This is a genomic window from Kaustia mangrovi, from assembly GCF_015482775.1.
Lineage (GTDB): Bacteria > Pseudomonadota > Alphaproteobacteria > Rhizobiales > Im1 > Kaustia > Kaustia mangrovi.
In genome coordinates, this window is sequence record NZ_CP058214.1 from 2,678,332 (window position 1) to 2,694,024 (window position 15,693).

13 protein-coding genes are annotated in these 15,693 nt (G+C 69.3%); all 13 read left to right on the top strand.

Annotated features, from left to right (window positions below; all coding sequences use genetic code 11):
• Window positions 1–98: 98 nt before the first annotated feature.
• The 13 genes from mutS to ybeY all read left to right on the top strand — a co-directional run bounded on the left by mutS (window position 99) and on the right by ybeY (window position 15,687).
• Window positions 99–2,876: a DNA mismatch repair protein MutS gene (mutS, locus tag HW532_RS12395; RefSeq protein WP_425491955.1), complete on the top strand. Its 2,778-nt coding sequence runs from the start codon at window positions 99–101 to the stop codon at window positions 2,874–2,876.
• A gap of 92 nt (window positions 2,877–2,968) precedes the next feature.
• Window positions 2,969–5,782 carry a [protein-PII] uridylyltransferase gene (locus HW532_RS12400; RefSeq protein ID WP_213160783.1) on the top strand — a complete coding sequence of 938 codons (2,814 nt, stop codon included), beginning with the start codon at window positions 2,969–2,971 and terminating at the stop codon, window positions 5,780–5,782.
• Between the two features lie 78 nt (window positions 5,783–5,860).
• Window positions 5,861–7,423 carry a murein biosynthesis integral membrane protein MurJ gene (gene murJ / locus HW532_RS12405; RefSeq protein WP_213160784.1) on the top strand — a complete coding sequence of 521 codons (1,563 nt, stop codon included), beginning with the start codon at window positions 5,861–5,863 and terminating at the stop codon, window positions 7,421–7,423.
• A 227-nt stretch (window positions 7,424–7,650) separates the two neighbouring features.
• Entirely contained in the window at window positions 7,651–8,688 is a 1,038-nt protein-coding gene (trpS, locus tag HW532_RS12410; RefSeq protein WP_213160785.1) for a tryptophan--tRNA ligase, read from the top strand.
• A 137-nt stretch (window positions 8,689–8,825) separates the two neighbouring features.
• On the top strand, window positions 8,826–9,383 hold the full coding sequence (locus tag HW532_RS12415) for a NifU family protein (RefSeq protein WP_213160786.1): 558 nt from the start codon (window positions 8,826–8,828) through the stop codon (window positions 9,381–9,383).
• A 35-nt stretch (window positions 9,384–9,418) separates the two neighbouring features.
• Complete coding sequence (locus tag HW532_RS12420; protein WP_213160787.1) at window positions 9,419–10,012, top strand: malonic semialdehyde reductase; 594 nt, start codon at window positions 9,419–9,421, stop codon at window positions 10,010–10,012.
• Window positions 10,013–10,033: 21 nt separating this feature from the next.
• Complete coding sequence (gene tsaB / locus HW532_RS12425; protein ID WP_213160788.1) at window positions 10,034–10,723, top strand: tRNA (adenosine(37)-N6)-threonylcarbamoyltransferase complex dimerization subunit type 1 TsaB; 690 nt, start codon at window positions 10,034–10,036, stop codon at window positions 10,721–10,723.
• Entirely contained in the window at window positions 10,720–11,211 is a 492-nt protein-coding gene (locus HW532_RS12430; protein ID WP_213160789.1) for a GNAT family N-acetyltransferase, read from the top strand. The genes tsaB and HW532_RS12430 overlap by 4 nt, the downstream gene beginning before the upstream one ends.
• Before the next feature lie 109 nt (window positions 11,212–11,320).
• Window positions 11,321–11,752: a Fur family transcriptional regulator gene (locus HW532_RS12435; protein ID WP_213160790.1), complete on the top strand. Its 432-nt coding sequence runs from the start codon at window positions 11,321–11,323 to the stop codon at window positions 11,750–11,752.
• Window positions 11,753–11,781: 29 nt separating this feature from the next.
• On the top strand, window positions 11,782–12,639 hold the full coding sequence (gene olsA / locus HW532_RS12440) for a lyso-ornithine lipid O-acyltransferase (protein WP_246478842.1): 858 nt from the start codon (window positions 11,782–11,784) through the stop codon (window positions 12,637–12,639).
• A gap of 72 nt (window positions 12,640–12,711) precedes the next feature.
• Window positions 12,712–14,106 (top strand): tRNA (N6-isopentenyl adenosine(37)-C2)-methylthiotransferase MiaB, encoded by a 1,395-nt coding sequence (gene miaB, locus HW532_RS12445; protein WP_213160791.1) that lies wholly within the window; start codon window positions 12,712–12,714, stop codon window positions 14,104–14,106.
• Between the two features lie 14 nt (window positions 14,107–14,120).
• A complete protein-coding gene (locus HW532_RS12450) occupies window positions 14,121–15,140 on the top strand; it encodes a PhoH family protein (protein WP_425491880.1) in 1,020 nt (339 codons plus the stop codon).
• Window positions 15,141–15,177: 37 nt separating this feature from the next.
• Window positions 15,178–15,687, top strand: a complete 510-nt coding sequence (ybeY, locus tag HW532_RS12455) for an rRNA maturation RNase YbeY (RefSeq protein ID WP_213160792.1) — start codon at window positions 15,178–15,180, stop codon at window positions 15,685–15,687.
• The last annotated feature ends 6 nt before the right edge of the window (window positions 15,688–15,693 follow it).

The following is a 15,693-nucleotide window of genomic DNA, read 5'->3' on the forward strand; positions in this document are numbered from 1 at the left end:
CGCGCCGCCCTTGCTAGAGTCGCCCGCTGATCGGGGCGGTGCTCCCGTCTTGAGGCGAATGCGCGTGGCGATGGCGGTTTTCGGGATCGATGGCTGAGATGGAGATCACGGTCGGAGACGACGGGGAGAACGGGCGGAACGCGCCCGAGACGGTCTCCCCTCAGCAGGCGCCGGCCGGCGGGTCCGTCACGCCCATGATGGCGCAGTATATCGAGATCAAGACGGCCAATCCGGACTGCCTGCTCTTCTACCGCATGGGGGACTTCTACGAGCTGTTCTTCGAGGACGCCGAGATTGCCTCGCGCGCGCTCGGCATCACGCTCACCAAGCGCGGCAAGCATCTGGGCGAGGACATCCCCATGTGCGGCGTGCCGATCCATGCCGCGGAGGATTATCTCCTGCGCCTCATCCGCCTCGGCCACCGGGTCGCGGTCTGCGAACAGACCGAGGATCCGGCGGAGGCGAAGAAGCGCGGGTCGAAATCCGTGGTGCGCCGCGAGGTGGTGCGCCTCGTCACCCCCGGCACGCTGACCGAGGACAACCTGCTGGAGGCCAAGCGCCACAACTACCTGGTCGCGCTCGCTCGGGTGAAGGCGAGCGGCGACGCGGCCATCGCGTGGCTCGACATCTCCACCGGCGATTTCGCCGTCTCGCCCGTGACCGCCGACACGCTGCCCGCCGAGCTCGCCCGCCTCGACCCCGGCGAGGTCGTGGCGGCCGACGCGCTGCTCGCCGACGACCGCTTCGCGGAAGTGCTCAGGGCCAATCGCTGGCCGGTGACGCCGCTGCCGGCCTCGCGCTTCGACAGCGCCGGTGCGGAGCGGCGCCTGAAGGATCATTTCGGCGTTGCCGCCCTCGACGCGTTCGGCGCCTTCTCGCGCGCGGAGATTTCCGCCTGCGGCGCGCTGCTCGACTATGTGGAGCTGACCCAGGTGGGCCAGATCCCGGCGCTTCGCCCGCCGCGCCGGCAGGGCGCGGACCACGCCATGCTGATCGACGCGGCGACGCGCGCCAATCTGGAGCTCGTGCGCACGCTGTCCGGCGAGCGCCGGGGCAGCCTGCTGTCGGTGATCGACCGGACCATCACCGGCGCCGGCGGGCGGTTGCTGGCGGAGCGCCTGTCGGCGCCGCTCACCGATCCCGATGCGATCAACGCCCGGCTCGACGCGGTCGGCTTCTTCCTCGAGCTCGGCGCGCTGCGCAGCGATGTCCGGGACATGCTGAAGGCGTGCCCGGACGTCTCGCGCGCGCTCTCGCGGCTGAGCCTCGGCCGCGGCGGACCGCGCGACCTGGCGGCCATCGGCGCGGGGCTCGCCGCGGCCGCCGATCTCGCCGCGCTGCTGCGCTCCGACACGGGGCTCGTCTCCGTGCCCGGCGAGATCCGTGCCCTGCTGGACACGCTCGGGCGCAATGACGGTACGCTCGCCGGGGCGCTCAGGGAGGCGCTGGCCGACGAACTGCCCGTCAATACCCGGGACGGCGGCTTCGTGCGCAAGGGCTACAGGCCGGAGCTCGACGAGCAGCGGAGCCTGCGCGACGAGAGCCGCAAGGTGATCGCCGGGCTCCAGGGCAAATATGCGGAAGCCACCGGCGTGCGCGCGCTCAAGGTGCGCCACAACAATGTGCTCGGCTTCTTCGTGGAGGTCACCGCCCAGCATGGCGACAAGCTGCGCGCAACCCCCCATGACGAGACCTTCATCCACCGCCAGACGCTCGCCAATGCGGTGCGCTTCACGACCACCGAGCTCGCCGAGCTCGAATCGCGCATCGCCATGGCGGGCGACCGCGCGCTGGCGCTCGAGCTCCAGGTGTTCGACACGCTCGTCGGGGAGGTCCACGCGCACACGGAGATGATCGCCGCGGTGGCCGGCGCGCTGGCGAGCCTCGATGTGGCGGCCGCGCTCGCCGAGCTTGCCGAGACGGAGCGCTATGTGCGCCCGCGCGTCGACGGGTCGCGCGCCTTCCGGATCGAGAAGGGCCGCCATCCGGTCGTCGAGCAGGCGCTCAGGCAGGCGCAGGAGGGCGAGTTCGTGCCCAATGACTGCACCCTGTCGGCCGATGGCGGCGACGGGGAGGGCGCGGAGGACGCCGGCGGCGGGCGCCATATCTGGCTCGTCACCGGCCCGAACATGGCGGGCAAGTCGACCTTCCTGCGCCAGAACGCGCTGATCGCGGTGCTCGCCCAGATGGGCTCCCACGTGCCGGCAGCGTCCGCCCATATCGGGGTGATCGACCGGCTGTTCAGCCGGGTCGGCGCCGCAGACGATCTGGCGCGCGGGCGCTCCACCTTCATGGTGGAGATGGTGGAGACGGCGACCATCCTGAACCAGGCGGGCGAGCGCTCGCTCGTCATCCTCGACGAGATCGGGCGCGGGACGGCGACCTTCGACGGCCTGTCGATCGCCTGGGCGGCGGTGGAGCATCTCCACGAGGTCAATCGCTGCCGGGCCCTGTTCGCGACCCACTTCCACGAGCTGACCGCGCTGTCCGACCGGCTGGACCGGCTCGCCAATGTCACCATGACGGTGCGCGAATGGCAGGGCGAGGTCGTTTTCCTGCACGAGGTCGGGCCCGGTGCGGCGGACCGGTCCTACGGCATCCAGGTGGCCAAGCTCGCAGGCCTCCCGCCCGCCGTCATCGAGCGCGCGGGCGAGGTGCTGCATGCGCTGGAGCAGGGCGAGCAGACGGCAGCGCGGCGCGAGCTGGTGGACGATCTGCCCCTGTTCTCCGCCGCCCGGCCGCAATCGGCGGGGCCCGCGGCATCGTCCCCGGGCAAGCTCGAGGCGGCGCTCGGCGAGGTGCTGCCCGACGAGCTGACGCCGCGCGAGGCGCTCGACCTCGTCTACCGGCTCAAGGCGCTTGCCGGCGGGGAATGACACGCGGGCGGTAGAATTTTTTCCCCGAAAGATGCACATATGGCCGGGCTCCCTCGATCTGCGGGGGCCCCGACAGCGCGAGCCATGTGCCGATGACGAAACGGAAACCCCGCACGCTGATCGATTCCGACGCGCTGCGCCACGAGCTGACCGCCCTCTACCGGTCCATGGGCGACGACCAGCAGGGCTTGCGCGCGAAGGTGCTCGCCCGCCTCAAGGAGGTCATGGCTGAGGGCCGCGCGGAGGCCGAGCGCCGGCTCATGGAGACCGGCAAGGGCACCCAGTGCGCAGCCAATCTCTCCCATATCCAGGACGAGCTGATCCGCGTCATCTACGACTTCACCGTCGTTCATGTGTACCGGGCGCGCAATCCGTCCGCCGCGGAGCGGCTCTCCGTGGTCGCGGTCGGCGGCTATGGCCGCGGCACGCTCGCGCCGGGCTCCGATATCGACCTGCTCTTCCTCCTGCCCTACAAGCAGACGCCCTGGGGCGAGAGCGTGGTCGAATACATGCTCTACATGCTCTGGGACATGGGGCTGAAGGTCGGCCACGCCACGCGCAGCGTGGATGAGTGCATCCGGCTCGCCAAGACCGACCAGACCATCCTCACCGCCGTTCTGGAGGCGCGCTATCTCTGGGGCGACAAGGCGCTCTACGACGAGCTCGTGGCGCGCTTCCGCAAGGAGATCGTGGCCCACGACGCCAAGGCCTTCATTGCCGCCAAGCTCGCCGAGCGAGAGGCCCGGCACGCCCGCTCCGGCGCCTCGCGCTATCTGGTCGAGCCCGATGTGAAGGACGGCAAGGGCGGCTTGCGCGACCTGCACACGCTGTTCTGGATCGCCAAGTTCGTCTACGGCACGGATTCGCCCTCCGCGCTCGTCAAGGCGGGAGTGTTCACCCGCGCCGAATATCGCCGCTTCAAGAAGCGCGAGGACTTCCTGTGGGCGGTGCGCTGCCACCTCCACTTCATGACCGGGCGCGGCGACGACCGGCTGAGCTTCGACCGGCAGGCGGAGCTCGCCGAGCGGCTCGGCTATACCGCGCGCGGCCGCCTGCGCCATGTCGAGCGCTTCATGAAGCACTATTTCCTGGTGGCCAAGGATGTCGGCGACCTGACCCGCATCTTCTGCGCCGTGCTCGAGGCCCAGGAGATGAAGAAGGCGCCGACCATGAGCCGCATGCTCCTGCGGCTGCGCCGGCGCGCGGGCCGCGGCTTCAAGGAATCGGACGCCTTCCGCCTCGATGCCGGGCGCATCACGGTCGCCCATGACGAGGTGTTCCGCGAGGATCCCGTCAATCTCCTGCGGCTGTTCCACCTCGCCTGCCGGTACAACACCGCGATCCATCCGCATGCGCTGAAGCTGGTGCGCCGCTCGCTGTGGCTGATCGACGACACGCTGCGCCGGAACACCGACGCCAACCGGCTGTTCCTCGACATGCTGACCTCCAAGCGCGATCCGGAGACCATTCTCAGGCGCCTCAACGAGGCCGGGGTGCTCGGCAAGTTCATCCCGGATTTCGGCCGGATCGTCGCCCATATGCAGTTCAACATGTACCACCACTATACGGTGGACGAGCATCTCATCCGCGCGGTGGGCATCCTGTCGGAGATCGAGCGCGGCGAGCTGGCGGAGGACCTGCCGCTGCTCAACGACGTCATCCACAAGGTCAAGAACCGCCGGGTGCTCTATGTCGCGGTGTTCCTCCACGACATCGCCAAGGGGCGCAAGGAGAGCCATTCGATCGCCGGCGAGCGCGTCGCCAAGGCGCTGTGCCCACGGCTCGGTCTGGAGCCGGCGGAGACGGAGACGGTCGCCTGGCTCGTGCGCCACCATCTCGACATGAGCGACTTCGCGCAGATGCGCGACCTGAACGACTTCAAGACCATCCTCGATTTCGCCGGCATCGTTCAGAGCCCGGAGCGGCTGCGGCTCCTGCTCGCGCTCACCGTTGCCGACATCAAGGCGGTCGGCCCCGGCGTGTGGAACGGCTGGAAGGGCCTGCTGCTGCGCACGATCTATTTCGAAACCGAGCCGATCCTCAGCGGCGGCCACACGAGGATCAGCCGCCAGGAGCGCCTGGAGGAGGCGCAGAGGCTGTTCGCCGAGGCGATGCCGGACTGGTCGGCGCGCAAGGTGAAGACATATCTCAAGCGGCACTACGAACCCTACTGGCTGAATGTCGACACCGCCCACCAGGTCGCCCACGCCAAGCTGATCGACCGGGCGGAGAAGGACGGCGAGGTGATCGCGACCGCCGTGGAAACGGACGAGTTCACCGCGATCACGGAACTGACCGTCTTCGCTCCCGATCATCCGCGCCTCCTGGCGCTGCTGACGGGCGCGTGCGCGGCCGGCGGCGCCAATATCGCGTCGGCCCAGATCTTCACCACCACCGACGGCATGGCGCTCGACACGCTGCTCATCCAGCGCGAGCTTGCCGACGAGGCCGACGAGCGGCGCCGCGCCGCGCGCGTGGAGGAACTGATCGGCAAGGCCTTTGCGGGCGAGCTGCGCATTCCGGAGATGATCGCGCGCAATTCGCGGATGAAGGGGCGCATCCGCGCCTTCACCGTCGAGCCCCAGGTCATCATCGACAACGATTCCTCCAACCGGTTCACGGTGATCGAGGTCAACGGCCTCGACCGGATCGGCTTTCTCCACGACCTCACCGACGCGCTCTTCCGCCTTAATCTGAACATCGCCTCGGCACAGATTGCGACCTTCGGGGAACGGGCGGTGGACGTCTTCTATGTGACCGACCTCACGGGCGCGAAGATCACCAATGCCGCCCGGCGCGGGGCCATACAGCGCCATCTCCTGACCGCACTCGCTCCCGGCGGGGACGAGGGGGACGGCGGGGAGGCGCGGCGCCGGCGGGCCGCGCCCGTGCGCACCCTCGGTTAACCCCCGGTTAACGGCCGGGGCCGCATCTGTTGGCGGAGCGTCGGGGACGGCGCCCGCACCGTTTTCGTGGAGACCGGAATGAATCTGATACGCTCGGCAGCGACCGTGAGCGGTCTGACCACGGCGAGCCGCGTGCTGGGCTATGTACGCGATCTGCTGATCGCCGCCGTGCTGGGGGCGAGCCCCGTGGCGGACGCGTTCGTGGTGGCCTTCCGCCTGCCGAACCTGTTCCGCCGGCTGTTCGCGGAAGGCGCGTTCAACTCCGCCTTCGTGCCGCTGTTCGCCAAGCAGCTGGAGGGGGCGGGCGAGGACGGCGCGCGCCGCTTCGGCGAAGAGGTGCTGAGCGCGCTGTTCGCGACGCTCGTGGCCTTCACCGCGCTTGCCGAGCTCGCCATGCCGCTGCTCGTCTATGTGATCGCGCCGGGTTTTGCGGAGCATCCGGAGAAGTTCGACCTCACCGTGCTGCTGACGCGGATCGCCTTCCCCTATCTCCTGTTCATGTCGCTGGTCGCCTTCTATTCGGGCGTCCTCAACAGTCTCGGCCGGTTCGCGGCCGCCGCCGCCGCGCCGATCCTGCTCAACATCGTCCTGATCGGCGTCCTGATCGTCGTAGCCAGCCTCGGCTGGGGGGCGGAGCCGCGCTCCGGCCAGGCCATCGTCTGGGGGATCGCCGCGGCCGGGCTCGTCCAGCTCGCCATGCTGGTGGTGGCCGCGCGCCGCGCCGGCGTCTCCTTCAGGCTCGCGCGCCCGCGGTTGAGCCCCGGCGTGCGCCGGCTGCTCGCGCTCGGCATTCCCGGCGTGATCGCGGCGGGCATCACCCAGTTCAACCTGCTGATCGGCACGATCATCTCCTCGCTCCAGTCGGGCGCGCCCGCCTGGCTCTACTATGCCGACCGCATCTACCAGCTGCCGCTCGGCATGGTCGGCATCGCCATCGGCGTGGTGCTGCTGCCGGACCTGTCGCGCAAGCTCAAGGCCGACGACGCCGCCGGCGTGATGCGCACGCAGAACCGGGCGGTGGAGCTGTCCATGCTGCTCACCATTCCCGCCGCCGTGGCGCTCATCGCCATGCCGCTTCCGGTGGTCCACGTGCTGTTCCAGTACGGCGCGTTCACGGCCGGCGACACGACGGCGACCGCCCAGGCGCTGGCCGCCTTCGCGCTCGGCCTGCCGGCCTTCGTGCTCATCAAGGTGTTCTCGCCGAACTATTTCGCCCATGAGGACACGCGCACCCCCATGCTCTATGCCGGCGCGGGCATGCTGGTGAACGTGGCGGGCTCGCTGGCCATGTTCTTCGTCATCGGCCATGTGGGCATCGCGCTGGCGACGTCGCTCGCCGCCTGGGTCAATGCGGGGCTTCTGGGGCGCACGCTCGGCCTTCGCGGGCAGTTCGCCCCAGACGACCGGCTCGTGCGCCGCCTGCCGCGCGTCCTCCTGGCGAGCCTCGTCATGGGCGGCGTGCTGATCGCGCTCGTCGTGTGGCCGTTCGCCGACGTCTTCGTCGATGCGACGTCGACCACGATCAAGATCCCGGCGCTCGTCGCCCTCGTCGCCATCGGCATCGGCGTCTTCTTCGGCATTGCGCGCCTTCTCGGCGCGATCACGCTCGGCGAGCTCCTCCAGCTCGCGCGGAGGCGGTGAGCGGGTTTCTCTTGTTTGCGGCTGCACCGGCCCGCCCCCACCCGGCCCCCCACGGGATCATCATGTCATGGGTGGCCGGGTGGGGGCGCGGGCCGGTGCCGTTCTAAACGCAAGGACTCACGGGAATTCAGCGGGCACAGTCTTTCAGTCCGACATGCCCGCGGCACGGCGGGGGTTGGCTTCGCGCGGCGAATGCGCGATATAGCGGCGGCTTCATGGAGGACAGAATGACCGCTCCGACCAATCGGGTATTCTCCGGCGTCCAGCCGACGGGAAATCTGCATCTCGGCAACTATCTCGGCGCCATCTCGCGCTTTGCCGGCCTGCAGGACGACTATGAGTGCATCTATTGCGTCGTCGACATGCACGCCATCACCGTCTGGCAGGAGCCGCGCGAGCTGGAGCGCCATATCCGCGAGGTCACGGCCGCCTATCTCGCCGCCGGCATCGACCCGGACAGCCATATCGTGTTCAACCAGTCGCAGGTCGCAGAGCATGCCGAGCTCGCCTGGGTGCTGAACTGCGTGGCGCGGATCGGCTGGCTGAACCGGATGACCCAGTTCAAGGAGAAAGCGGGCAAGAACCGCGAGAACGCCTCCGTGGGGCTCTATGCCTATCCCGCCCTCATGGCCGCCGACATCCTCGTCTACCGCGCGACCCATGTGCCGGTCGGCGAGGACCAGAAGCAGCATCTGGAGCTGACCCGCGACGTCGCCACGAAGTTCAATCTGGATTTCGAGGAGTCGATCCGCGCGCTCGGCTACGAGGAGGGGTTCTTCCCGCTGCCGGAGCCGCTCATCACCGGCACGGCGACGCGCGTCATGAGCCTGCGCGACGGCACGAAGAAGATGTCGAAATCCGACCCTTCCGACCTGTCGCGCATCAATCTCACCGACGATGCCGACGCCATCGCCAAGAAGATCCGCAAGGCGCGCACCGACCCCGATCCGCTGCCGCACGAGGTCAAGGGGCTTGAAGCCCGGCCCGAGGCTGCCAATCTGGTGGGGGTGTATGCCGCGCTTGCCGGCGGCACGAGCGCCGATGTGCTGGCCGAGCATGGCGGCGCGCAGTTCGCCGATTTCAAGCAGGCGCTGATCGAGGTGGCCGTGGACAAGCTCGCGCCGGTCACCGGCGAGATGAACCGGCTGATGGCCGATCCCGGCCATATCGACCGGGTGCTGGCGGGCGGCGCGGACAAGGCCCGCGCCATCGCCGCGCCGATCTATGACGAAGTGCGCCGGATCGTCGGCTTCATCCGGTCGTGAGGCGCCACTTCGCAGAGCGGGAAAGCGGGTCCGGCACTCTGGACGCCGCCAGACCTTAGAATTATTGTAAAGAACGAGACGGGAACGGGCCCCGGGGCCTGTTCTCCAGCCAAACGGGCGCCAGGGAGCGCGACGAGATGTTCATCCAGACCGAAGCGACACCGAATCCGGCGACCTTGAAGTTCATCCCCGGCCGCGCCGTCCTGCCGGGCGACACGCGCGACTACCGGCAGGTGGACGATGCGGAAGCCTCGCCCCTCGCCCGCCGGCTGTTCGACGTGCCCGGCGTGACCGGCGTGTTCCTGGGCGACGACTTCATCGCCGTGACCAAGGCCGACGGCGAGTGGCAGCACCTCAAGCCCGCGATTCTCGGCGCGATCATGGAGCATTTCCTGTCCGACGCGCCGGTGCTCGCCGACGACGCGGAAGAGGCGACGGCCGGCGACGAGTTCTATGACGGCGCCGACGAGGAGATCGTGGAGACGATCAAGGAGCTTCTGGAGACGCGGGTCCAGCCGGCGGTCGCCCAGGATGGCGGCCACATCACCTTCCAGGGCTATCGCGACGGGGTGGTGTTCCTCAACATGCAGGGCGCCTGTTCCGGCTGCCCGAGCTCGACGGCCACGCTCAAGCACGGCATCGAGAACCTGCTTCGCCATTTCATCCCCGAAGTGAGCGAAGTTCGCCCGGTCTGACCGCCGGCTCCGTTCCCCCTTCCCACTCGGTGGACATGACACGGCCACTCGACACGGCAGCGCTTGAACAGATCTTCCGCACGGCACGCACCCATTCCGCCTGGACGGACCGGGCGGTGGAGGACAGCGTGCTGCGTGAGATCGTCGACCTTGCGAAGATGGGGCCGACCAGCGCGAACTGCCTGCCGGCCCGCTTCCTGTTCCTGAAATCGAAAGCCGCGAAGGACCGGCTCCGGCCGCATCTGTCGGAAGGCAATGTCGACAAGACCATGGCCGCGCCGGTCACCGCCATCGTCGCCTACGATCTGGAATTCTACGAGAGGCTGCCCGAGTTCTTTCCCCACAAGCCGGAGGCGCGCGGCTGGTTCGCCGGCAAGCCGAAGCTGATCGAGAAGACGGCCTTCCGCAACGGATCCCTCCAGGGGGCCTATTTCATCGTTGCCGCGCGTGCCCTCGGGCTCGATTGCGGCCCCATGTCGGGCTTCAAAAATGCCGGCGTGGACGCGGAGTTCTTCCCCGACGGCACCGTGAAGTCGAACTTCCTGTGCAATCTCGGCTATGGCGACCGCGCGAGCCTCCCGCCACGCGGGCCGAGGCCGTCTTTCGAGGAGATTGCGGAGATCCTCTGAGCGGGATCTCGCCAGCCGCCCATGAAAATCCTCGCACTCGATACGGCGCTCGACGCCTGTTCCGCCGCCGTCGTCGAGACCGAGGGCGGCGAGGCGCGCATCCTTGCCGAGCGCTGCGAGCCGATGGTGCGCGGCCATGCCGAGGCGCTGATGCCTATGGTCCAGGCGGTCATGGAGGAGGCCGGGCTGGCCTTCGCCGCGCTCGACCGGATCGGCGTGACAGTGGGGCCGGGCACCTTCACCGGCGTGCGGATCGGGCTTGCCGCCGCGCGCGGCCTCGCGCTCGCCGCGGACCGCCCGGCGGTCGGCGTCACGAGCCTCGAGGCGATCGCGGCCAATGCGGCCTGCGGGGATGCAAATCCGCAAGGCAGGCCGATCCTGGCCGCCATCGATGCGCGCCGCGGCGAACTCTATGTGCAGCGCTTCTCCGCCGCGCTCGACCCGCTGGACGAGCCGCGCGCCATGGCGCTGGAGGATGCGCGCGAGACCCTGCCGTTCGACACCTCCCTCCCGGTCGGCACGGGCGCGGTGCTGTTGACGGGCGAGGCCGGCCCCGTCGCGCCCCTGCCGCATGCGGCCCTCGTCGCCCGGCGTGCCGCGCTCAAGGTGCTGTCCGGCAAGCCGCCCGCGCCGCTCTATCTGCGCGCACCGGACGCCAAGCCCCAGGCCTCCCTCTTCGGGCCCCTCCGACCGGCGGGAGGGGCCGCGTGAGCCGGCCGATGGCGTCGGTCGTGGTCGAGCGCGCGACGCCGGGCCAGATCACCCTCTTGACCGCATTGCACCGCCACTGTTTCCAGAAGAGCTGGTCTGCGGCGGAGTTCGCCCGCCTGATGGCCATGCCGGGCGCGCTCGCGCTTCTCGCGCGCGCCGGGCCGGATGCGCCGGCGGCGGGCCTGCTTCTGGCGCGCGTGGCCGGCGACGAGGCGGAGATTCTCACCGTCGGGGTCATGCCCGCCGCGCGGCGCCGGGGGCTTGGCCGGGCGCTCCTGGAGGCGGCCGCGGACCGCCTCGCCGGCGAGGGCGCCGGGGCGCTCTTCATCGAGGTCGCGGTCACCAATGACGGCGCGCTCGGCCTCTATCGCGGACTGGGATTCGAGGAGGTCGGGCGGCGCGCGGACTATTACGATCTCGGCGGCGGGCGCCGCGAGGATGCGCTCGTCATGCGGCTCGCATTGCCGGGCCCGGCGATGCGGGCATAACCGGCGCGCGGACATTGCGTGCCCGGGCCTGACTTCCTATACCTTTCAGGAACGATCGGACCCCGGGAACCGCGCTCCGCGACGCGGCCAGGGCCAACGGGACGAGGTCATGACGAACCAGATCGAAAAGCTCTGCCTGAAGAAGGGCATGCGCATGACCGAGCAGCGCCGGGTCATCGCGCGCGTGATCGCGGACGCCACCGACCACCCCGATGTCGAGGAGCTCCACCGGCGCGCGGCCGCCATCGACGACCGCATCTCGATCGCCACCGTCTACCGCACCGTCAAGCTGTTCGAGGATGCGGGCATTCTGGAACGGCACGATTTCCGCGACGGGCGCTCGCGCTACGAGCCCGCGCCGGACAAGCATCACGATCACCTGATCGATATCGATTCCGGCGACGTGATCGAGTTCCGCAACGAGGAGATCGAGCGCCTCCAGGAGGCGATAGCGCGGCGGCACGGCTACAAGCTGGTCGACCATCGGCTGGAGCTCTATTGCGTACCGCTCGACGAGATGCCTGACGAGGAGGACACCTGAGCGCCGCCAGCGCTCCGGGACCGTCGCCCATGGGAACCTTGCGCGCCTTCGCCATCCTCGCCACGCTCACGCTCGTGACGCCGCCGCTGATGGTGCTGCAGTGGGTCCTGGTGAAGACCGGGGCCGGTTTCGCGCGGCGCCTGCCCCATCTCTATCACCGCGGGGTGGCGCGCCTTCTGGGGCTCGGGATCGCGGTGGTGGGCACGCCGGTCGCCTCCGGGCCCTGCCTCATGGCGGCGAACCATTCCTCCTGGCTCGACATCGTCGTGCTCAGCGCGGTCGCGCCGGTCTCCTTCGTGTCCAAGCGCGAGGTGGGCTCCTGGCCGATCTTCGGCACCTTCGCCAGGCTCCAGCGCACCGTCTTCATCGACCGTACGCGGCGGACGGCCACCGGCCAGTTCCGCGACGAGATGCAGGCCCGTCTCGCCTCCGGCGACACGCTCGTGCTGTTTCCGGAGGGCACGTCCAGCGACGGCAACCGCGTCCTGCCCTTCAAGAGCGCGCTGATGGGCGCGGCCGAGCGCACGGTCGGCGCGGATGAGCATCACGTTCCCGTCCAGCCGGTCACGGTCGCCTATACCGGGCTTCAGGGCCTGCCCATGGGCCGTGCCCGCCGGCCCTTCTTCACCTGGTATGGCGACATGGACCTCGCCCCCCATCTGTGGGAGGCTCTCAAGCTCGGGCCCGTCGACGTCACCGTGGTGCTGCACGAGCCCGTGACCGTGGACGATTGCGGCAGCCGCAAGGCGCTGGCCGCCCATTGCGAGGCGGCGGTCCGCCACGGCCTCGTCGGCGCCTTGACGGGCGGTGTGGAGGCCGATGCGCTCAGGAGCGGGCTTGACGCCGCGCCGCCAGAGGTGAAAAGGAAGGCGCCAGTAAACGCCTGAGCCTCCGGGCCGTCACGGAAATGACGGCGAAACCGGACCAGACTGACCATACCGGACCCCGAGCGAGCGCCCATGAAGGCCGAAACGAAGAAAGTGTTCATCAAGACCTATGGCTGCCAGATGAACGTCTACGATTCCGAACGGATGAGCGACGTCCTGGCGCCCATGGGCTTCGAGGAGACCGACGGGCCGGAGAATGCCGATCTGGTGATCCTCAACACCTGCCATATCCGCGAGAAGGCGGCGGAGAAGGTCTATTCGGAGATCGGCCGCATCCGCCAGCACAAGGAGGCGCGCGCCGCCGATGGCAAGCGCACGCTGGTCGCGGTCGCCGGCTGCGTCGCGCAGGCGGAGGGCGAGGAGATCGTGCGCCGCGCGCCCGCCGTCGACCTCGTCTTCGGGCCGCAGACCTATCACCGCCTGCCGCAGATCGTCGCGCGCGCGGTGAAGGGCCATGAGCCCGTCGTGGAGACGGAGTTTCCGGCGGAGGACAAGTTCGATCATCTCGCCGCCGCCCCGCGCGAGCGCACCATCGCGCGCGGCGTGACAGCCTTCGTGACCATCCAGGAGGGCTGCGACAAGTTCTGCACCTTCTGTGTCGTGCCCTATACGCGCGGCGCGGAGCTCTCCCGGCCCGTCTCGCGCATCGAGGCGGATGTGCGCCGGCTGGCGGAGGCGGGCGTGCGCGAGGTGACGCTGCTCGGCCAGAACGTCAACGCCTATCACGGCGAGGGGCCGGACGGGCGCGACTGGTCGCTCGGCCGGCTGCTTCAGCGCCTGTCGGAGATCGACGGGATCGAGCGGCTGCGCTATACGACCAGCCACCCCCGCGACATGGACGACGAGCTGATCGCCGCCCACGCCGACAATCCGAAGGTGATGCCCTATCTCCACCTGCCGGTGCAGTCGGGCTCCGACCGGGTGCTCAAGGCCATGAACCGCAAGCACACGGCCGGGACCTATCTGGAGATCGTCGAGCGGATCCGTGCCGGCCGGCCCGACATCGCCCTGTCGTCGGACTTCATCGTCGGCTTTCCCGGCGAGACGGAGGCCGATTTCGAGGCGACGCTCGCGCTGGTGCGCGCGGTCGGCTATGCGCAGGCCTATTCGTTCAAATACAGCCCCCGGCCCGGCACCCCGGCGGCGGAGATGGACAGCCAGGTGCCCGAGGCGGCCAGCGCGGAACGCCTGGCCGCGCTCCAGGCGCTGCTCGCCGACCAGCAGCGGGCCTTCAACGAGGCCTGCATCGGGCGGGAGATGGATATTCTGCTGGAGAAGCCCGGCCGCCGGCCGGGGCAGCTCGTCGGCCGGTCGCCCTATCTGCAGGCCGTGCATGTCGCCGGCGGGGACGCGGCGATCGGCGAAATGGCGCGCGTGCGCGTCAAGAGTATTGGCGCAAACAGCCTTTCGGCTGATATTGTGGGCGGGCAGGCCGAATCACCTGCCTGCTCCGCCTTGACCGCTTGAGGAGGTAAGAGGCATTGAGCCCGGCTCTGATCACGGGTGAGACCTGGGATAACGGCACGCGGCCGGAGACGGCGAACGAGGACACGCTGATCCTGGCTTTCGAGGACAACCGGCTGCTTCCCGCGTTGTTCGGCGAGCATGACGAGCATCTGGCACTGATCGAGGACCGTCTCGACATCGAGGCGACGCCGCGCGGCAACAGGGTTGCGCTGCGCGGTGGGGCACAGGCTTGCGAGATCGCACGCCAGGTCCTGGTCAATCTCTATGGCCGGCTGGAGCGCGGCCTGGAGGTCAATCGCGGCGAGGTCGAGGGCCAGGTCAAGCTGGTGCGCGGGCGCGCCCGCGGCGAGGGCGAGGCCGACGCCTCGATCCGGACCCGCCGCAAGGTCATCACGCCGCGCTCCCATACGCAGGGCCGCTATATCCGCGCGCTCAAGACCCATCAGCTCGTCTTCGGCACCGGCCCGGCCGGCACCGGCAAGACCTATCTGGCCGTGGCGACGGCGGCGGCCGCGCTGGCCGCCGGCGAGGTCGACCGGATCATCCTGTCGCGCCCCGCGGTGGAGGCGGGCGAGCGGCTGGGCTTCCTGCCCGGCGACATGAAGGAGAAGGTCGATCCCTATCTCCGTCCGCTCTACGACGCGCTCTACGACGTGACGCCCGGCAATCTGGTGGCGCGCGGCATGGCCGACGGGACCATCGAGATCGCGCCGCTCGCCTTCATGCGCGGGCGTACCCTGTCGTCGGCCTTCGTGATCCTCGACGAGGCGCAGAACACGACGCCGCAGCAGATGAAGATGTTCCTGACCCGGCTCGGCGAGGGCAGCCGCATGGCGGTGACCGGCGATCCCAGCCAGATCGACCTGCCGCCGGGAGCCGTCTCGGGGCTCGCCGATGCCGTGACGCGACTTGACGGCGTGGACGGCATTTCCCATGTGGCGTTCAGCAAGGTGGATATTGTGCGCCACCCGCTCGTCACGCGGATCGTGGACGCTTACGAGAGCGGCGAACGCAAGGCCCCGGAAAACGGATGAGAGCGCCTGTGGCCCGTTGAGGCGAGCGCTGGAGACGATGGACCTCGATATATTGGTTGAACAGGACGGCTGGACGCGGCTGGAGGCGCCCGAGGCGCTGGCGCGTGCCGCCGTCGGCGCCGCCCTGACGGTCGCGGGGCTGGACCCGGACGGCGATATCGAGCTTTGCGTGCGGTTTGCGGGCGACGACGAGGTCGCCGGGCTCAACGGCACCTATCGCGGCAAGCCCCGTCCCACCAATGTGCTGTCCTTTCCCGCCGATGGCGGGCCGGTCGCCGATGGCGCACCGAGGCTCCTCGGCGACATCGTTCTGGCCGACGGCGTGATCGCCCGCGAGGCCGAGGCGCAGGGAAAACCGTTGGCAACCCATGCGTGTCATCTTATCGTTCATGGAACGTTGCATCTTCTCGGCTACGATCATGAGGACGACGCCTCGGCGGAGATCATGGAGGCGCTGGAAGTGAAGGCGCTCGCGGCGCTTGGCCTGCCCGATCCCTACGGGGATCCGCAGCAGGCCGGCACGGCGTCCCCGCTCCCGGCACATTGACTGCAC